Raw genomic sequence first — 16,755 nt, 5'->3', positions numbered from 1 at the left:
CGGCTCTTCGCCTTGCGAACCCGGCGGGTTCGAAATTGTTCCCGAATCCTCTGCCATATACCGACAAATCGGGCGACGGCAGGCATAGCGCTTTTGCGCCGTTGTTTGGATCAGACCTGTGCATGCCCGCCGTCAGCGAACACCTCGCTTCCGGTCATGAAGCTGCTGTCGCCACTGGCGAGAAACGCGGCAACGCTGGCGATTTCGGCCGCCTCGCCCATCCGTCCAAGCGGAATCCCTTCCTGAAAACCAGTGACAATCTGATCCCCCATGCCCGTGCTCTCGAACATCGACAGGACCTTTTCTGTCTCCGTTGCGCCGGGCGACAGGACGTTGACCCGGATACCCGTGCCCTTGAGATCGAGAGCCCAACTTCGGGCAAGGTTCCGAATGGCTGCCTTGGAGGCGCTGTACACGCTCATCGCAGCGGTCCCCATCGATCCGGTCGTCGAGCCGGTCAGGATGATCGAGCCGCCCGGTTTCATCAGCGGCAGCGCCTTCTGAACGGTGAAAAGCGTGCCTTTGACGTTGATGTCGAATGTCCAGTCAACATGTTCCGGCGTTATCTCGCCAAGCTGCGCGAAATCGCCGACACCCGCATTGGCGAAGACGATGTCGATGCTGCCTCGCTCGGCCTTGACCGCTTCGATAAGCCGGTCGAGATCCTCCAGCTTCGTGGTGTCGCCCCGGACGGCGCGCGCGTTAGATCCCAGCCCCGGCAGGGCCGCGTCCAGCGCCTCCTGGCGCCGCCCAAAGATATAGACGAAGGCGCCTTCGTCGATAAACCGCTTGGCTGTCGCCAGGCCAATACCGCTGGCGCCGCCGGTGATAACGGCTGTTTTTCCATCAAGTTTTGTCATGACCCAATCTCCGTAGTTCGAGCATGAACAGGAGGTAAGTCGAAATTTCATTTTGATAAGTATGCACCATTTGGTAAGTACCCAAGATGGCCGACATAATCGAACATCATTCTCCTTTTATCTGTGGTCTGGACGCGGCACTTCGCGTTGTCGGCGGAAAATGGAAGCCGCTCATCCTGTTCTTCCTGGCCAAGGGGTCCATGCGATACGGCGCATTGAAACGCGCCGTCAAAGGCGTAAGCGACAAGGTGCTTATTCAGCAGCTCAAAGAGCTGGAAGCCCACGGAATCATCGCCCGCACCGACTACAAAGAGATACCGCCGAGGGTGGACTATCGCCTGACGCCGCTCGGAAAAACGCTGGCTGAAGCGCTCCGGCCATTGTGTGTTTGGGGCGACGAAAACACACGGGCGATCGCAGCCATCATCGAACCATAGGCGGCCTTGCGTTTTTCTGACTTCGCGCTGTCGCCCTTCGGGCTTCGCTCCAGTCGGGGCCTCGCATAGGCTCGGGCGGCTCTTTGCCTTGCGAACTCTTCGAGTTCGAAGCTCCGCCCGAACGCTCCGCCATTCTGGATATCTCATGCCGGTTCGCTTCGCTCGCGGCTCCGATCGGGCGACCTGAGCGGCCGGAGCCGGACCGGCATAGACATCACCGAAAACCCCGGCGGCGCGCGCTGAGCGTTGCGACGAAAGCGGCGGCGAGCAGGATCAGGAGGGCTGGCGCGAAGGCGGCGACCCCGAGCTCGTCGAGCAGCAGGCCGCCGATGAGACCGCCGCCGGCGATCGCCGTGTTCCAGACCGTCACGAGCATAGATTGGGCAAGGTCCGCCGCCGGACCGGCCGTCTTGGCGCTCGCGGTCTGAAACAGCGTTGCGCACCCGCCGAACGCAAGTCCCCAGCCGCCCGCAGCGACATAGACGATGGCCGGCACGTCGCCCCAGCCCCACAGGGCCGCCGCCGAAAGACCGAACAGCGCAATGCTGAAAAGGGTCAGCTCCCGCAAGCGGCGATCGATCAACACGCCGACGCCCCAGATGCTGGCGAGGGACGCAACGCCGAAGACCAGGAGCACGGCATCGGTCCGCTCCACCATGCCCGCGGCATGGAGAAACGGCGCGATGTAGGTGTAGAGGATGTTGTGGGCGAGCACATAGGCAAGGACGACGAAGAGCACCGGTCGAATGCCGGGAAGGACGAAGACGCTTCTTAGCCAACGCCGCGTGCCGGCGGGCTCCCCGGCAAAATCCGGAACCCGGACGAGCACCCAGACAATCAGAATGACGGTCAGCCCGCTGATCAGGCCGAAGCAGGCCCGCCAGCCGATGAGCGCACCGAGGAATGTCCCGGCCGGAACGCCGAGCGACAGCGCCAGGGGCGTTCCCGCCATGGCGATGGCAATCGCCCGCCCCTTGAGATGGTCGGGCGCCATGCGCGCGGCGTAGCCGGCGGCCAGCGCCCACAGGAGCCCAGCCGAAACGCCCGCCACGAAACGCGCGGCCAGCGTCAGCCCATAGCTGCCCGAGACCGCCGTGATCGTGTTGGCGACCAGAAATCCGGCGATCGCGGCGAGCAGGAGCGGCCGGCGGCGGACGCCCTGGGTGAACGCCGTCAGCGGTATCGCCGCCAGAAGCGAGCCGAGCGCATAGATGGTGACGAGCTGCCCCGCCGCCGATTCCGACACGCCGAGGCCGGCGCCGATCTGGGGTAGGAGGCCGGCGGGCAGCGCCTCGGTCAGGATGGTGATGAAGGCGGCCATCGACAGCGCGAGCAAGCCGCCCCAGGGAAGGCGATCGGACCGAGGAGATCCGGCGATAGCGGCGGCAGGCGCGGTGGCCGATTGTGCTTCCGTCATCGGCCGGCTCCCGCCGCGGACCGGAGCCGATCCAGATCGCCTGACGGATAGGTATGAAATGCGTGACGGGACGTTGACCCCATGGAACAGACCTCATTCGGACATTGCTGTTGTCAGAATGCTGTCACGCCGCCTCGTAATGGAAAAACAGGCTTCAATTCCGATCACTTCGGACTAAAATATCCGCAATGCGCATTCCCATGGACAGTCTCGGCGCCCTCAACGTCTTCGTTCAGGCGGCGGAAGCCCGCAGCTTCACGGGCGCCGGACGGCAGCTCGGCGTGTCGCCATCGGCCGTCGGCAAGGCGATCGCGCGGCTGGAGGAGCGCCTCGACGTAAGACTGTTCCACCGCTCGACACGGGCCATCACGCTGACGCCCGAGGGACGTCTTTTTCTGGAACGCTGCCGCCGCATCTTCTGCGAAATGGAGGCGGCGGAGCTGGAACTGTCCGAGACGCGCGCCCATCCGAGCGGCGTGCTGCGGGTCAGCCTGCCGCTGGTCGGCATGCTGATGATGCCGACCCTGTCCGCGTTCATGCGGGCCTGGCCGGACATCGAACTGGACCTGGATTTCACCGACCGCCTTGTCGATGTGATCGAGGAAGGGTTCGACGCGGTGGTCCGCACCGGCGAGGCCAGCGATTCAAGATTGATGACGCGGGCGCTCGGCACGTTCCGCTACAAGCTGGTCGGCGCGCCGGCCTATTTCGAGGCGCATGGCGTTCCCGAAACGCCTGCCGATCTCGCCAACCATCGCTGCCTGCACCATCGCTACCCCAGTACCGGCAAGCTGGAAGAGTGGTTTCCTGTCGATGGTCGCCGGGCGCCGGGCGACGCCCCTCCCGGGGCTGCCGTTTCCAGCGCCATCGGCCCCCTCGTCTACATGGCCGAACGCGGCCTCGGCATCGCCTGCCTGCCGGATTTCGCGGTCCGCGACCAGCTCGCGGACGGCACGCTGACAAGCGCGCTCGACGACGCGATCCAGCACACCGGCGTCTTTCGCATCCTCTGGCCGTCGAGCCGGCACCTCTCCCCGAAGCTGCGCGTCTTCGTCGATTTCATGGCCAGGAACCTGTTTCCCGAGCGCTCGCCATAGCGGCAGCAGCGCGGGCATGGTGCCCGGCCGCATCGGTGCCCTATCGGGAAAGCGCGGCCTTCAACGCATCGATGGTGACGCGGATGGCCGCCGAAGCCTTCATGTCGGAATGGATGGCCAGCCAGATGTCGCGGAGGAACGCGGGCTCGGCCGCGCTCACCCGCTGAAGCGCCGGATCCGCCGCGGCCACGAAATCCGGCAAGATGGCGATACCGGCCCCTTCCCTTGCCGCTGCGGCCTGGATCTCGGTCGTGCTGGCCGTAAAGGCGACGGGCCGCCCGGCGGCGATTTCCCGAAGCCATACCTGCTGGGGCGCCGAAGCCATGGCCCCGTCATACCCGATGAACGTCCAATTCGGCTCCGGCGTCTGCCGCAGATAGCCGGGGCTCGCATAGAGGTGAAACGTCATCACCCCGAGCTTGGCGATCGTGAAATCCCCTTCTCGCGGACGGCTCAGCCGGATGGCGATGTCCGCCTCGCGCCGTTCCAGCGCCGCCCCGCGGGATTCGCCGATAAGCCGGATCGAAAGTCCCGGATGCCGTTTTCGTAGTGCCGCGAGCGGCGCCACGAGCCGGGCGGCCGCAAAGGCCGGCGGCGCGCTGATCGTGATCTCGCCACCCAATTCGGCGCGCGCGCCGGCCGCTGCCCGCTCGATCGCCGCGGCATCGCTTTCCATACCGTTGGCGATCGCCGCGACGCGTTCCCCATCCGGTGTCAGCGTCACGCGGCGTCCGCGCCGGTCGACGAGCTTGACCTGAAGATGATCTTCCAATGCCGCAATCCGGCGCGCGACGGTCGCATGCTCCACCCCCAGCACGCGCGCCGCACCCGCCAGGCTGCCATGGCTCGCAAAGGCCGAAAAATGGCGCAGGTTTTCCCAATCCATATGTCAAAATATTCCCATCAGATGGGAGAATAAAGGGAATTTTCCAAGCACCGGAGAGCCTGCATCATCGCCTCGTTCAGACGGAGGCGAAAGCCATGGACGTTCAAGTTCGCATCAAGGGCCACGGCGGCCCGGACATGCTCGAGGTAACGGACGCCGCACCGCAGGCGCCGGGCCCGGGAGACATCCTGCTGCGCCAGGAGGCCATCGGCGTCAGTTTCATCGACATCTACCATCGGCGCGGGCTCTATCCCTTGGCCGAGCCGCACGTTCCGGGCGTCGAGGGCGCCGGCGTCGTCGAGGCCGTGGGTTCCGGTGTGGACGGCCTTCGGGTCGGCGATCGCGTCGCCTATGCGGGCGTTCCGGGGGGCTATGCCGGGAGCCGGCTGCTGCCGGCCTGGCGCGCGGTGCGGCTGCCCGACGAGGTTCCGTTCGACATCGCGGCAACGTCCATGCTGCGCGGGCTGACCGCGCACATGCTCTTGACCGTCACCTATCCGGTCGGTGCCGGAACGGTCCTCCTCGTCCACGCCGCCGCGGGCGGCCTCGGCGTCGTGCTCACCCGCTGGGCGAAGCACCTCGGCGCCACGGTGATCGGAACGGCAAGCACCGAGGAAAAGGCGGCCTTCGCCAGCACCAACGGCGTCGATCACGTGATCGTCGGCCGGGCCGCGGACGTCGTGCAGGAAATCGCCGACCTGACGGATGGCAAGGGCGTCGATCTCGTCATCGACGGCATCGGCGGGGAGATGCTGAAAATATCCCTCAGATGCGCCCGCCCCTTCGGCACTGTCGCCAGTATCGGCTGGGTGGCCGGGCCGGTGTCGCCGATCCGCATCGAGGACCTCGGCCTCGCCGCATTGGCAAAGCCCAGCGTCATGGCCTATTCCGCCGACAGGAACCGCTACGCCGACGCGAGCCCGGCGGTGATAGAGGCGCTGAAGGCCGGCATCGCCTCGGAAATCGGCGGGAGATATCCGCTGGCGGAAGCAGCCAAGGCCCATGCCGACCTGGAAGCCGGCCGCACGACGGGCAGCCTGGTTCTTCTGCCGTAGGGCCGTCCCGCCTCAGTCATCGCTCAGCCGCGCGGAAATGCTGGCGAGCCATAGCCGGAGCACCTGCTCGTCATCGGCACTGACCTCACCCACCAGCTCTTTCTCGACGGCGCTCACGCGCCGCTTCGCCGCCGTCAGGAGCTCTTGACCGCTGTCGGTCAGGACGAGCTGCTGGATGCGGCCGTGAACGGGATGCGGGCGCCGCGTGACGATCCCGGCCTTCAGCAGCCTGGCGATGATGAAGCTGACCGTCTGCGGCGTCAGGAACGTCAGTCTGGCAATGTCGGCGTTGGAAAGACCGGGATAGGCGGCGACCATCGTCATTACCGAGAACTGCGGCGGCGTCACGTCGAGGTCCCCCAGCACGCGGCCGAGATGGGTCTGATAGGCGTGCGCCGCCTGGCGCAGCAGGTAGCCGACATAGCCGGTTTCGCCGCGTCTTCCCTCTCCGGGCGCCGGCAGGGATCGGTCGGGGGGCGTCTTGCGCATAATATAATAGCTCTTATATATTATTCGTGCACTTACATTATACCATCAAATCCGGAAAAGGCATCCCATGCCGAACAACGACGACAGCATGACCTACGACGCTTTCAGGACCTCCCAGACGGCGGCGCACGACGCGCTGATCGCACTCGGAAAGGCCGTCGACGACGGCGGGCTTGAAAAGGAGCTGACGGAACTCGTCAAACTCCGCGTCTCGCAGATGAACGGCTGTGCGTTCTGCGTCCAGCTCCACCTGAACATCGCCCGCAAGCTCGCCGTCGACGAGGCCAAGCTCGGGCTCGTATCGGCCTGGCGCGATGCCGGCGTCTTCTCGCCCCGGGAGAAGGCCGCGCTCAAATGGGCGGAACGACTCACGCGCCTCAGTGGCGAGGAGCCGTGCGAGACCGAGACCGCCGGCCTCGGCGCACATTTCGACGATCAGGAGACGGTGCTCCTGACGATCACGATCGGCACCATCAACGCCTGGAACCGCATCGCCCGCGGCCTGCGCTTCCCGCCGCCGGGGCAGTGACGGACGGATGCGGCCCTGACGGTCACGCCCTCGCCTGCATCCGCTTGACGTGGTCGACGAAGGCGCGCAGCGCCGGCGCCATCTGCCGGCGGCTCGGATAGTAGACGAAAAAACCCGGAAACGGCGGCGTCCAGTCGGTGAGCAGGCGCACCAGGTCGCCCGTTTCCAGATAGCGGTCGACCTGGTGCGAGAACTGGTAGGCGATGCCGATCCCCTCCAGCGCGATCCGGGGCAGCATCGCGGGTTCATCGACAATGATCGGACCCGACACCGCCACCTCCCGGCGATCGTCGCCCCGCTCGAATTCCCAGCGATAGGGAGAGCGGTCGCTGGGATTACGGTAGCACAGGCAGCGGTGCCGCCTCAGGTCGTTGGGATGGAGCGGCTCGCCGTGGCGGGCGATATAGGCGGGTGAGGCCACCACCTTCATCGTCAGATCGCCGGAAAGCGGCACCGCGATCATGTCCTGGTGCAGCTTCTCGCCGAGCCGGATGCCGGCATCGAAGCCGTCCGCGACCACATCCACCAGCCGGTCGTCCGTGACGATGTCGACGGTGACGTCGGGATGGTCGCGCAGGAAGCCGCCGAGCATCGGCGCCAGGTAGATATTGGCGGCGACCCGGGAGACGTTGAGCCGCAAAGTCCCGGAGATCCGGCCGGCCTGTGCTGCCACCTCGGTGTCGACGTTTTCAAGCAGATGCAGGGCGGGCTCGATCTTGTCGTAGAGCGCCCGCCCGGCCTCGGTCGCGGCAACGCTGCGTGTCGTGCGGTTCAGCACGCGCAGGTCCAGGCGCTCCTCCAGGTCCTTGACGATCTGGCTGAGCGCCGAGGGCGAGAGCCCGAGATGGGCAGCCGCACGGGCAAAATTGCCATGCTCGAGAACGGCGCAAAACGCCTTTAGCTGAAACAGATCACGGCCGCGCATTATGCACCATTTTCTAAATAGCATTGTCTGATTGTACTTCATAAACAACACAGGCAGAAAGCACTAGAACGCTGTCTCCACAAAACAGGGACAGTCAGTCATGGATCGCTTCAAAGGAAAACGCGTGCTCATCACAGGGGCGACCAGCGGCATCGGGCTTGCCGGCGCCCTGCGGATTGCGGCCGAGGGCGCGGAGGTCATCGCGACCGGTCGCGACGAAGCGCGCCTCGAAGCCTTGCGCAGGAAACTGCCACAGTCGGCGACCGTACTCCGAAACGACGCCGCGTGGCCTGAGGAGGCCGACATCCTCGCCAGCCGGGTCGCGGCCGCCGGAGGCCTCGACGGCCTCTGGCTCAACGCCGGCTTTGCCCGTGTCGGAGCGATCGACGAGGTGTCGTACGAGACGTTCGACCGCATCATCGGCGCCAATCTGAAGGGGCCGCTCCTTCAGATGGCCGCGCTCACCGGGCACCTGCGCGACGGCGCTTCGGTCGTTCTGACCAGTTCGACGTCGGCCTATGAAGGCCTGCCCGTGGCAAGCCTCTATGCGGCCGCCAAGGGCGCCATGATCTCGGTTGCGCGGTGCTGGGCCTCGGCCCTGGGGCATCGGAACATCCGCGTCAACACGCTCGTTCCCGGCCCGATCGACACAAACTTCAGGGATTTCATGGAGCCGGATGTCCGCAACGCCTTCGAGGCCGCTGTCACCGCGAGCCTTGCCCTGCCCCGCGTCGGAACCGCTGAGGAGGCCGCCGCCGTCGCCGCCTTCCTCCTCTCCGACGAGGCCTCCTTCGTGACTGGCAGTCAATATTGTGTCGACGGCGGGCAGGTCATGCACTGAGCGCCTGTCTGCGCCAGATCGGACCGTCAGATCGGACCGTCAAATCCCGGCCTCGACCTCCTCCAGATAGCGGCCGATCACGGTGCGGCTCTGCTCCAGCGCCCCGATCCGGTCGTCGAGCCGGGCGACCTCGCCGCGCAGCGCCGCCAGGAGGTCGGGACACGGGTCGAAATCGGGCCGGTCACTGGTCACGCAGGGCAGGAACCGGCGGATCAGGTCGAGCTTCAGCCCGGCCTCGTTCAGCATCCGGATGCGGTGGACGGTTTCCTCGTCCTCAGGGCCGTAGTCCCGGTAGCCCGAGGCGCGCCGGGCCGGGTTCAGCAGCCCCTCGGCCTCGTAATAGCGCAGCATCCTGACACTGACGCCGGTGCGCTTGGAGAGCGTTCCGATCTGCATGGTGTCGCCTCTTGACCCTGACATCGCTGTCAGACTCTAGCCTGCCGGCCGAATAGTGCAAGCAAGGAGATGCAAGATGCCGTTCGCCACCTTTGAAGACGCCCGGGTCTCGTTCGAAATCGACGGCAACGGCCCGCCATTGGTCCTCGTCCATGGCACTGGCGGCAATGCCGAGACCAATTGGGGTGCGCTCGTCGACCGCTTCGCCCGTCACTGGACGGTGATCCGGCCGGAATACTCCGGCTCGGGCGCAACGACCGACGGCGGCGGCGTCCTGACCGCCGAACGCGTCGCCGGCCAGATACTCGCCGTCGCCGACGCGGCCGGCGCAAAGCGGTTCCGCCTCTTCGGCTTTTCGCTCGGCGCCGCCATCGCCGCGACGATCGCCGGCGACCACCCCGACCGTGTCGCCTCGCTCGTCCTCCTCGCCGGGTTCCAGAACGCGGCGGACAGCCGTTCGAGGCTGCAGTTCGGTCTCTGGCGCGACCTGATCGCCACCGACCGCGAGGCGATGGCGCGGCTTGCCGTGATGACCGGGTTCAGCGCGGACGCCCTCGCCGCCTGGCCGGAAGACGCGGTGAACGAAGCCGTTGCCCAAACCCTCTCCGGCACGGATTGGCCCGGCATGGCGCGCCAGGTCGACCTCGACCTCACGATCGATGTCTCGGCCGCCGTCCGCCAGATTGCCGCGCCCACGCTGGTCATCGGCTGCACCCACGACCAGATGGTGCCCATCGCCCATTCCCGGGCGCTCGCCGGCGCCATCGCAGGCGCCCGCTATGCCGAACTTGCGACCGGCCACCTCGCCCCCATGGAGCAACCGGACAAGCTCGCCGATGTCGTCGAGGATTTTCTGCTCAGCCAGCCGTAGGGCCTCGCGGCATATCGAGGAATCGGCGGGGCGCCCTCCCCACCGATCTCGCAGCCATGGCCAACCGGCAGCCCGCATCAAACCATCGGCGGATCGAGCCGCGCAAAGCCCTCCTGCCGCCGGTACGGGAAATGCGGATACGGCGCAGTGACCGCGCTTGCCGCGTCGAGCCGGGCGATCTGGTCGCCCGTCAGCGTCCAGCCGACGGCGCCCAGATTGTCGCGGAGCTGCGTCTCGTTGCGCGCGCCGATGATGACGGAGGAAACGGTCGGCCGCTGCAGGAGCCAGTTGAGCGCAATCTGCGGAACCGTCTTGCCGGTTTCCTCCGCGATCCCGTCGAGCGCATCGACGACCGTGTAGAGATGCTCGTCCGGCACCGGCGGCCCGAAGCTCGCGGTCTCGTGCAGGCGGCTGCCCTCCGGGATCGGCGTCCCGCGCCGGATCTTTCCCGTAAGACGCCCCCAGCCGAGCGGGCTCCAGACCATGGCACCGAGCCCCTGATCCGCCCCGAGGGGCATCAGGTCCCACTCATAGTCGCGGCCGACGAGCGAATAGTAGACCTGGTTGGCGACATAGCGCGGCCAGCCGTGTTTCTCCGCGACGGCGAGCGATTTCATGACCTGCCAGCCGGAAAAGTTGGAAACGCCCACATAGCGAACCTTGCCGTCGCGCACGAGCTGGTCGAGGGTCGACAGAACCTCTTCGACGGGCGTGAAGGCATCGAAGGCATGGAGCTGGAAGATGTCGATATGGTCCGTGCCGAGACGCTTGAGCGCGGCGTCGACGCCGGCGATCAGGCGGTGCCGGGACGAGCCTGCTTCGTTCGGCCCGTCGCCGAGCGGAAGGCTCATCTTCGTGGAGAGCAACAGCTCGTTGCGCCGGCCCTTGATGGCCTCGCCCAGCACCTCTTCCGAGGCACCGTTTGAATAGACGTCGGCGGTGTCGAACAGGGTGACGCCGGCCTCCAGGCAGATATCGACGAGGCGCCGCGCCTCGGCGACGTCGGACGTGCCCCAATGGCTGAACAGCGGCCCCGAACCGCCGAACGTGCCCGCCCCGAAGCTGAGCGCGGGGACCTTGAGGCCGGATTTTCCGAGAGTGCGGTATTCCATGACGGCGATGTCCTTCTCTAACAGGCTGTGGATTGGATGGGATCGGGAGCAGCGGCGCGCCGCCGCTCGAAGGCCATCGCGGCAAGCGCGACGACGATGGCGAGCGCGGGAAAGGCGGCGGCGGCAAGCGGCAGGGCGGCAAGGCCCGGACCGTCGGAAATGACGATGCCGCCGGCCCAGGCGCCGAGCGCGTTGCCAAGGTTGAACGCGGCGATGTTGAGGCTGGAGGCAAGGCTCTCGCCCGCGCCCGTGGCCTTGGAGAGGACGAAGGCCTGCAGCGGCGGCACGGTGGCAAAGCCCGCAGCCCCCAGCAGGCCCGTCAGCGCAACCGCCGCGATGCGGTTCTCCATCCCCACCGCCATGGCAACGAGCACCGCCGCAAGCGCCGCCATGCTGCCGATCACCGCGGCTTTCAGCCGCCGATCCGCCAGCCTGCCGCCAAGGAGGTTGCCGGCGACGAGCCCGCCGCCGAAGACCAGAAGAATCGGCGAGACGGCGCCGTCGGCAAAGCCGCCGATCTCGGTCAAGAGAGGCGCGATATAGGTGAAGAGGGCAAAGACGCCGGCAAAGCCGAGAACCGTCGTCGCAAAACCGAGAACGACCGGCGCCCGGGACACGGCCTTGAGGTCGCTCTTCCAGTTCGACGGCGCCGGCTTCGACCGGTCCGCCGGCACCAGGAGGACGAGGATGGCGAGCGCGGCAACGCCCACCGCCGTCACCGCCCAGAAGGTCGCGCGCCAGCCGAATTGCTGGCCGAGCCAGGTGCCGGCGGGCACGCCGAGAATGTTTGCGAGCGTCAGCCCGGTGAACATGATGGCTATCGCCGAGGCCTGCCGGTCCCTGCCGACAAGGCCGCCGGCAAGGACCGAGCCGACGCCGAAATAGGTGCCGTGGGTCAGCGCCGTCAGAACCCGCGCGGCCATCAGCAGGCCGTAGGTCGGCGCCAGGGCACAGGCCGCATTGCCGGCGATGAAGATGACCATCAGGCCGACCAGCACCTGCTTGCGGTTCCAGCTCGCGGTGAGAATGGTCAGCACCGGCGCGCCGACGACGACCCCCAGCGCATAGCCGGAAATGAGCAGGCCGGCGGCAGCGAGCGAGACGCCGAGATCGCGGCTGACCTCCAGGAGGAGGCCCATGATGACGAATTCGGTGACGCCGATGCCGAAGGCACCGGCCGCCAGCGCGTAAAGGGCAAGGGGCATTGTCGGTCCGGTCCATCACAATTTCGATGGACAGATCCTAAGGCGCGGCCTAATCATGAATAATCAGGCCTATTGGAATATCAGAAGTGAATTGACGTCATATGGCGCGCACCGGCACCAATCGCAGCGGTGAGATGGAGGTCTTCGTCCAGGTCGTCGAACGGGGCGGGTTCTCCCATGCCGCACGGCAATTGGGCCTGACCCAATCGGCGGTCAGCAAGCTGGTGTCCCGGCTGGAAGCCCGGCTCGGCGCCCGACTCTTCAACCGCTCCACCCGCCGGCTGGATCTCACCGCTGAGGGCTGCGCCTTCTACGAGCGCGCCGCCGCGATCCTTGCCGATATGGACGAGGCCGAGCGCCAGGCCCGCCGCGGCGAACAGCCGGTCGGCCGCCTCAGGCTCAACACCAGCGCGTCCTACGCCGTCCATGTGCTGGAGCCGATCCTGCCGGCATTCGTCGAGCAATATCCCGAGATCGTCCTCGACCTCGTCCTGACCGATACGGTGATCGACCTCTTGGCCGAGCGCACCGACGTCGTCGTCCGGGCCGGGCCGCTGAAGGACTCACGGCTGGTGGCGCGCAAGCTCGGTGAGACGCCGATGTGGATCGTTGCCTCCCCGGACTACCTGAAACGGGCCGGCACGCCGCACACCATCGCCGACCTCGACCGGCACCGGCGGATTGGCTTCGGCTATCCGCGCGAGATCGAGGGCTGGCGGTTCGAAAGCGACGGCGAGCCGGTTCACGCCTCGCCCGCCGTTGCCATCCAGGCAAGCGACGGCGAGACCATGCGCCGGCTGGCGCTGCAGGGGCTGGGCCTCGCCCGCCTTGCCGCCTTCACGGTGCGGGACGACATCGCCGCCGGGCGTCTCGAACCGGTCCTTGAAGACCTTGCCGCGGACGACCGGGAGGCCTTCCATGCCGTCTACACCGGCCAGGGCGGGCCGCTTCCGGCGCGCGTCAGGGCGTTGCTGGATTTCCTCGCCGAGCACGGGTCCGTCTCCTGACGCGCGCCCTCCCCGCACAAGGCGCCGTTCAACCGTCGGTCGTCATGCCCTTGGCCATCGCCTCCGAATAGGCGGGCTCGACCCGGGCATCGATGAGCACTGCGGCGCCCTCCTTCACCAGCCGGAGCCCTTCGGCGACCGCCTCGGCTAGCGCGTCGGGCGTGGACACCGGGCCGATGCCGACGAGCCCTTGCGCCTTCGCCATCGCCGCAAAGTCGAGGTCCGGGCCGGTGATCGCCTGGCCGACCCATTTGTTCTCCACGGGGCGGTTGCGGGCCTTGGCGACCTTTTCCTGGTGGACCTCGTCGTTGAAGTAGGACCGGTTGTTGCAGACGACGGCGAGCATCGGGATCTCGTAGCGCGCCGCCGTCCACAGCGCCGAAATCCCCATCATCGTGTCGCCGTCGCCAAGGACCGCGACCGGCAGGCGGCCGCTATCTTGGAGCGCGAGCGCAGCACCGACCAGCATGCCGGGACCGGACCCAATGCCGGCGCCGCCGTCATAGCCGAGATAGTCGAGCGGATGGCGGAAGTGCCAGGTCGAGGCGTCCCAGCCGAGCGGCAGGCGCACCAGCGTGACAAGCTCGTCGCCGAGCCCCTCGCCGAGGGCCGCCGCAAAGCCGCGCATGGAGATCGGCCCGGAGCTCGCCTCGAACGGCACGGCGGCAAGCGCTGGCAGCGATTCCGGCACGGGTCCCGGCTGCAGCCCCAGCGACGTCGCCAAAGCAGCAACGCAGGCATCGGGCATGGCGGCAATGTGGAGCACGGAGCCGACCGGCCCGGTATGGTCGAACGACCAGCCATTCGCCAGGTGATGGTCGATGGAGACGTTGACGACGGGGGCCCCGGCGCCGGCCTGCTTGATCGCCCCGGCGACGTCGACCCAGTCGAAGGCGACGATGAGGTCGGCATTGCGCAAGGCCTCCGCCTGCGGCCCGGAGAGGAAGAAGGATGGCGGGCCGACATGGAGCGGATGGTCGGTCGGAAATACCGCGCCGGTCTTGATATCGGTCAGCACTTTCGCGTCGAAACGCTCGGCAAGCGCGACCCGCGCCGCCCAGTCGGTGTCCGAGCGGGACATCCGGCCCATCAGGAAGACGGGATTCTTGGCGCTCTCCAGCCGCGCCCTGAAATCGTCGATCTGGCCCGGCGCCGGAATCGGCGCATCGGGCACGGCAAAAGCGGCCGGGTCCGGCAACTCCGGCAGGTCGTCGAGCCGCGTCTCCTGGACGGTGACGTCGAAGCACACATAGGTCGGCGCCTGGGGCGCGGTCCTGGTGACGACGCTTGCCTGCGCCATCGACCGGAGGGAGGCGTTGAGGCTCGCCGGCTGGTCGTCCCATTTGACGTAAGGGCGGACGATGGCCGCCTGGTCGCGCGAGGTGTGGATCCAGTCGATCCACGGGCGCCGCAGATCGGCATCGACCGGACCGCCGGCCCCGAGGATGACCATCGGCACCCGGTCGCACCAGGCATTGTAGATCGCCATCGTCGCATGCATGAGGCCGACATTTGCATGCAGCACCACGGCCATCGGCTTTCCGGTGACCTTGGCCCAGCCATGGGCCAGCGCGACAGCGTTTTCCTCGTGCAGGCAGAGCAGCATCTTCGGATCGGCGTTGCCGAGATAGTTGACGAGGCTGTCATGCAGCCCGCGAAAGCTGGAGCCCGGATTCAGCGCCACATAGCCGACGTCCAGCCGGCGCAGCATTGCGGCCAGGGCATCGCTGCCCCACAAGGAGCCGATCTCGGTCGCCAAAGGGGTTTCTGCATGCGTTTCTTTTCTGGAATGTGTCACCTTAAGGTCCCTTCAGTCTTGTCATGGCCGGTTCGGCCTGCAATAGAGCTGGACTTCTAGAGCGTGCGTGAGATTCATTGCGTCGTAACTGGGTGCGTGCGATTGAACGCACCGAAAGAACTTTCGTTTTTTACCGCCACGGGGTCGCAACGCGAGCAATGCCGACAGATTTCGATGAACCGGGGAAAGCGTCGATGCCGAACGAGGAGCCCGAAGCCGAGCCGGCTGCGGGCCACGCCCGATCGTATGACGACGAGCGCGTCGCCCATCTGGTGCGGCTCTGCGCCCGCGGCTTCAACCGGTCGCTGGCGCGCCGGCTGGCGACCCACGGCATCACCTTCGGCCACTGGATATATCTGCGCATCCTGTGGAAAGAGGAGGGCCTGACCCAGCGCGACCTCAGCCTCGCCGCCAACCTGACCGAACCGACCACCCACACCGCGCTCAGCAAGCTGGAAAAGCTGGGCCTCGTGGAGCGCCGGTCGATGGCCCCGAACAAGCGCCGCCAGTGCACGTTCCTGACCGAGCGCGGGCGCGCCCTGCAGGAGGTGCTGGAACCGCTCGCCGTCGAAGCCAACGACGTGGCGCTGTCCGGCATTCCGGCCGCGCGGCGCGAACAGCTCCGCCTCGACCTGATCACCATCCTCGGCAATCTCGACGCCGACGAGGACGAAGCCGAAGCGCGCGGCATGCGCGTCCCCGCGACCCGGGCCAGCTTTCTGGAATAGCGGCGAGCGGCGGTGCCGGCCGCCGTCCCCTGCCCCGTCCCGCCGGCGCCTTTCGGCGGCCGGCCGGCACATGATGCGGCTGCCTCCCCCATGCCGCGCCTAAAGGCTGTAGGCTTCGTAGGCGGCCGGGTGGAAGATCTCCTCCACGGCAAGGCGGCGTTCCGACAGGCCCTGCCGGTGGTGCAGGTCGAGGAAGGCGTCGAGCACCTTTTCGTTGCCGGGAACGCCATAGGTCCAGATCTGCGGCCCGATCAGCCGGCGCGCGGCGGCCAGCGTGTCTTCCACGAAGGGCATCGTCACCTTGGTGGCCGAGGTGTCCTGCAGCGCCGTCTCGGCCATCGCCTTTGCCTGGGAAAAAGCCTTCAGGAGCGCGCCCGGCAACCACGGATTCTCCTCCGCGATCGCCTTCTTGATGCCGAGGAGGTGCATGATCGGAAAGACCCCTGTGCGCTCGAAATGCTCCGAGGCCGCCTTGAAGCCGTCATGGAACAGGCGCCCGACATTCGGATGTCCCTCGTCGAAGCAGCGCAGCGAGCGCGGGCCGATAAAGCCATCGATATCGCCCGCGCGCAGCATGCCGTCGAGCGTCGCGCCGTCCGGTGCCGCCTCGATCGTCACGTCGTCGGGCACGTTGACGGGGATCTTTTCCGGCCGCCCTGCCGTGTGCATGCCGCCGCGCACCCAGGTGATGTCTGATTGCTTGACGCCATAGTCCTCAAGGATGCCGCGGACCCAGACATTGGCGGTCAGTTGCCATTCGGCAATGCCGATCCGCCGGCCCTTCAGGTCGGCCGGCGCGTCGATGCCGCGGTCGGTGCGGATATAGACCGAGGAGTGCCGGAACGCCCGGGACAGGAACACGGGCACGGCGACATAGGGGCTCTCGCCCTTGGAATGCCTCACGCAATAGGACGAGAACGACAGCTCGCTGATATCGAAGGCCTCGTGGCGGAAGGCGCGAAAGAACATTTCCTCCGGTGACAGCAGCATGGTCACCGGCTCGACGCCGTCGATCTGCACCCGTCCGTCATGGATCGGCCGGGTCCGGTCGTAGTCCCCCATGGCGATCGATAGTCGAAGCTTTCCCATTTGGCGTTTCCCT

Annotated in this window: 18 protein-coding genes; 8 read left to right on the top strand and 10 right to left on the bottom strand. The window is 66.8% G+C overall.

Going from position 1 to position 16,755, the window contains the following annotated elements:
• Positions 1-110: 110 nt before the first annotated feature.
• On the bottom strand, positions 111-860 hold the full coding sequence (locus M2319_RS09440) for an SDR family NAD(P)-dependent oxidoreductase (RefSeq protein ID WP_264601205.1): 750 nt from the start codon (positions 858-860) through the stop codon (positions 111-113).
• Between the two features lie 86 nt (positions 861-946).
• Between M2319_RS09440 and M2319_RS09435 the strand changes: the two genes are divergently transcribed.
• Positions 947-1,297, top strand: coding sequence for a winged helix-turn-helix transcriptional regulator (locus tag M2319_RS09435; RefSeq protein ID WP_264601204.1), 351 nt, complete (start codon positions 947-949; stop codon positions 1,295-1,297).
• Positions 1,298-1,511: 214 nt separating this feature from the next.
• On the opposite strand, the gene M2319_RS09430 is transcribed toward M2319_RS09435, so the two are convergent.
• On the bottom strand, positions 1,512-2,714 hold the full coding sequence (locus M2319_RS09430; RefSeq protein WP_264601203.1) for an MFS transporter: 1,203 nt from the start codon (positions 2,712-2,714) through the stop codon (positions 1,512-1,514).
• 200 nt (positions 2,715-2,914) lie between these two features.
• On the opposite strand from M2319_RS09430, the gene M2319_RS09425 reads away from it, so the two are divergent.
• Positions 2,915-3,811, top strand: a complete 897-nt coding sequence (locus M2319_RS09425; RefSeq protein WP_264601268.1) for a LysR family transcriptional regulator — start codon at positions 2,915-2,917, stop codon at positions 3,809-3,811.
• Between the two features lie 40 nt (positions 3,812-3,851).
• On the opposite strand, the gene M2319_RS09420 is transcribed toward M2319_RS09425, so the two are convergent.
• A complete protein-coding gene (locus M2319_RS09420) occupies positions 3,852-4,697 on the bottom strand; it encodes a LysR family transcriptional regulator (RefSeq protein WP_264601202.1) in 846 nt (281 codons plus the stop codon).
• A gap of 95 nt (positions 4,698-4,792) precedes the next feature.
• On the opposite strand from M2319_RS09420, the gene M2319_RS09415 reads away from it, so the two are divergent.
• The gene (locus tag M2319_RS09415) at positions 4,793-5,752 is read left to right on the top strand and encodes a quinone oxidoreductase family protein (RefSeq protein WP_264601201.1); all 960 of its coding nucleotides are present in this window, start codon (positions 4,793-4,795) and stop codon (positions 5,750-5,752) included.
• Positions 5,753-5,764: 12 nt separating this feature from the next.
• On the opposite strand, the gene M2319_RS09410 is transcribed toward M2319_RS09415, so the two are convergent.
• Positions 5,765-6,241: a MarR family winged helix-turn-helix transcriptional regulator gene (locus M2319_RS09410; RefSeq protein WP_264601200.1), complete on the bottom strand. Its 477-nt coding sequence runs from the start codon at positions 6,239-6,241 to the stop codon at positions 5,765-5,767.
• 67 nt (positions 6,242-6,308) lie between these two features.
• On the opposite strand from M2319_RS09410, the gene M2319_RS09405 reads away from it, so the two are divergent.
• Positions 6,309-6,770, top strand: a complete 462-nt coding sequence (locus tag M2319_RS09405; protein ID WP_264601199.1) for a carboxymuconolactone decarboxylase family protein — start codon at positions 6,309-6,311, stop codon at positions 6,768-6,770.
• A 22-nt stretch (positions 6,771-6,792) separates the two neighbouring features.
• On the opposite strand, the gene M2319_RS09400 is transcribed toward M2319_RS09405, so the two are convergent.
• Complete coding sequence (locus M2319_RS09400) at positions 6,793-7,695, bottom strand: LysR family transcriptional regulator (RefSeq protein WP_264601198.1); 903 nt, start codon at positions 7,693-7,695, stop codon at positions 6,793-6,795.
• A gap of 100 nt (positions 7,696-7,795) precedes the next feature.
• On the opposite strand from M2319_RS09400, the gene M2319_RS09395 reads away from it, so the two are divergent.
• On the top strand, positions 7,796-8,536 hold the full coding sequence (locus M2319_RS09395) for an SDR family oxidoreductase (protein ID WP_264601197.1): 741 nt from the start codon (positions 7,796-7,798) through the stop codon (positions 8,534-8,536).
• Between the two features lie 39 nt (positions 8,537-8,575).
• On the opposite strand, the gene M2319_RS09390 is transcribed toward M2319_RS09395, so the two are convergent.
• Complete coding sequence (locus M2319_RS09390; RefSeq protein WP_264601196.1) at positions 8,576-8,932, bottom strand: MerR family transcriptional regulator; 357 nt, start codon at positions 8,930-8,932, stop codon at positions 8,576-8,578.
• Positions 8,933-9,008: 76 nt separating this feature from the next.
• Here M2319_RS09390 and M2319_RS09385 point away from each other — a divergent pair, with 76 nt between their 5' ends.
• Positions 9,009-9,803, top strand: coding sequence for an alpha/beta fold hydrolase (locus M2319_RS09385; RefSeq protein WP_264601195.1), 795 nt, complete (start codon positions 9,009-9,011; stop codon positions 9,801-9,803).
• 77 nt (positions 9,804-9,880) lie between these two features.
• Here M2319_RS09385 and M2319_RS09380 read toward each other — a convergent pair whose 3' ends face one another.
• Both M2319_RS09380 and M2319_RS09375 read right to left on the bottom strand, forming a co-directional pair.
• Positions 9,881-10,915, bottom strand: a complete 1,035-nt coding sequence (locus tag M2319_RS09380; protein ID WP_264601194.1) for an aldo/keto reductase — start codon at positions 10,913-10,915, stop codon at positions 9,881-9,883.
• Between the two features lie 17 nt (positions 10,916-10,932).
• Entirely contained in the window at positions 10,933-12,120 is a 1,188-nt protein-coding gene (locus M2319_RS09375; RefSeq protein WP_264601193.1) for an MFS transporter, read from the bottom strand.
• A 101-nt stretch (positions 12,121-12,221) separates the two neighbouring features.
• On the opposite strand from M2319_RS09375, the gene M2319_RS09370 reads away from it, so the two are divergent.
• Positions 12,222-13,127 (top strand): LysR family transcriptional regulator, encoded by a 906-nt coding sequence (locus tag M2319_RS09370; protein ID WP_264601192.1) that lies wholly within the window; start codon positions 12,222-12,224, stop codon positions 13,125-13,127.
• 28 nt (positions 13,128-13,155) lie between these two features.
• Here M2319_RS09370 and M2319_RS09365 read toward each other — a convergent pair whose 3' ends face one another.
• Positions 13,156-14,886, bottom strand: coding sequence for a thiamine pyrophosphate-binding protein (locus tag M2319_RS09365; RefSeq protein ID WP_264601191.1), 1,731 nt, complete (start codon positions 14,884-14,886; stop codon positions 13,156-13,158).
• Between the two features lie 233 nt (positions 14,887-15,119).
• Between M2319_RS09365 and M2319_RS09360 the strand changes: the two genes are divergently transcribed.
• On the top strand, positions 15,120-15,653 hold the full coding sequence (locus M2319_RS09360; RefSeq protein WP_264601190.1) for a MarR family winged helix-turn-helix transcriptional regulator: 534 nt from the start codon (positions 15,120-15,122) through the stop codon (positions 15,651-15,653).
• Positions 15,654-15,752: 99 nt separating this feature from the next.
• On the opposite strand, the gene M2319_RS09355 is transcribed toward M2319_RS09360, so the two are convergent.
• On the bottom strand, positions 15,753-16,742 hold the full coding sequence (locus M2319_RS09355) for an ABC transporter substrate-binding protein (RefSeq protein WP_264601189.1): 990 nt from the start codon (positions 16,740-16,742) through the stop codon (positions 15,753-15,755).
• Positions 16,743-16,755: the final 13 nt, after the last annotated feature.

It is taken from the genome of Rhodobium gokarnense, from assembly GCF_025961475.1.
GTDB lineage: Bacteria > Pseudomonadota > Alphaproteobacteria > Rhizobiales > Rhodobiaceae > Rhodobium > Rhodobium gokarnense.
This window is presented reverse-complemented; position numbering and strand designations above follow the sequence as displayed.

What these genes read in the sequence shown, in the direction of transcription:
- M2319_RS09370 (WP_264601192.1), top strand. Translation starts at nt 12,222, where the DNA reads ATGGCGCGCACCGGCACCAATCGCAGCGGTGAGATGGAGGTCTTCGTC.
- M2319_RS09395 (WP_264601197.1), top strand. Translation starts at nt 7,796, where the DNA reads ATGGATCGCTTCAAAGGAAAACGCGTGCTCATCACAGGGGCGACCAGC.
- M2319_RS09380 (WP_264601194.1), bottom strand. Translation starts at nt 10,915, where the DNA reads ATGGAATACCGCACTCTCGGAAAATCCGGCCTCAAGGTCCCCGCGCTC.
- M2319_RS09430 (WP_264601203.1), bottom strand. Translation starts at nt 2,714, where the DNA reads ATGACGGAAGCACAATCGGCCACCGCGCCTGCCGCCGCTATCGCCGGA.
- M2319_RS09360 (WP_264601190.1), top strand. Translation starts at nt 15,120, where the DNA reads ATGCCGAACGAGGAGCCCGAAGCCGAGCCGGCTGCGGGCCACGCCCGA.
- M2319_RS09435 (WP_264601204.1), top strand. Translation starts at nt 947, where the DNA reads ATGGCCGACATAATCGAACATCATTCTCCTTTTATCTGTGGTCTGGAC.
- M2319_RS09385 (WP_264601195.1), top strand. Translation starts at nt 9,009, where the DNA reads ATGCCGTTCGCCACCTTTGAAGACGCCCGGGTCTCGTTCGAAATCGAC.
- M2319_RS09440 (WP_264601205.1), bottom strand. Translation starts at nt 860, where the DNA reads ATGACAAAACTTGATGGAAAAACAGCCGTTATCACCGGCGGCGCCAGC.
- M2319_RS09390 (WP_264601196.1), bottom strand. Translation starts at nt 8,932, where the DNA reads ATGCAGATCGGAACGCTCTCCAAGCGCACCGGCGTCAGTGTCAGGATG.
- M2319_RS09410 (WP_264601200.1), bottom strand. Translation starts at nt 6,241, where the DNA reads ATGCGCAAGACGCCCCCCGACCGATCCCTGCCGGCGCCCGGAGAGGGA.
- M2319_RS09425 (WP_264601268.1), top strand. Translation starts at nt 2,915, where the DNA reads ATGGACAGTCTCGGCGCCCTCAACGTCTTCGTTCAGGCGGCGGAAGCC.
- M2319_RS09375 (WP_264601193.1), bottom strand. Translation starts at nt 12,120, where the DNA reads ATGCCCCTTGCCCTTTACGCGCTGGCGGCCGGTGCCTTCGGCATCGGC.
- M2319_RS09415 (WP_264601201.1), top strand. Translation starts at nt 4,793, where the DNA reads ATGGACGTTCAAGTTCGCATCAAGGGCCACGGCGGCCCGGACATGCTC.
- M2319_RS09405 (WP_264601199.1), top strand. Translation starts at nt 6,309, where the DNA reads ATGCCGAACAACGACGACAGCATGACCTACGACGCTTTCAGGACCTCC.
- M2319_RS09355 (WP_264601189.1), bottom strand. Translation starts at nt 16,742, where the DNA reads ATGGGAAAGCTTCGACTATCGATCGCCATGGGGGACTACGACCGGACC.
- M2319_RS09420 (WP_264601202.1), bottom strand. Translation starts at nt 4,697, where the DNA reads ATGGATTGGGAAAACCTGCGCCATTTTTCGGCCTTTGCGAGCCATGGC.
- M2319_RS09400 (WP_264601198.1), bottom strand. Translation starts at nt 7,695, where the DNA reads ATGCGCGGCCGTGATCTGTTTCAGCTAAAGGCGTTTTGCGCCGTTCTC.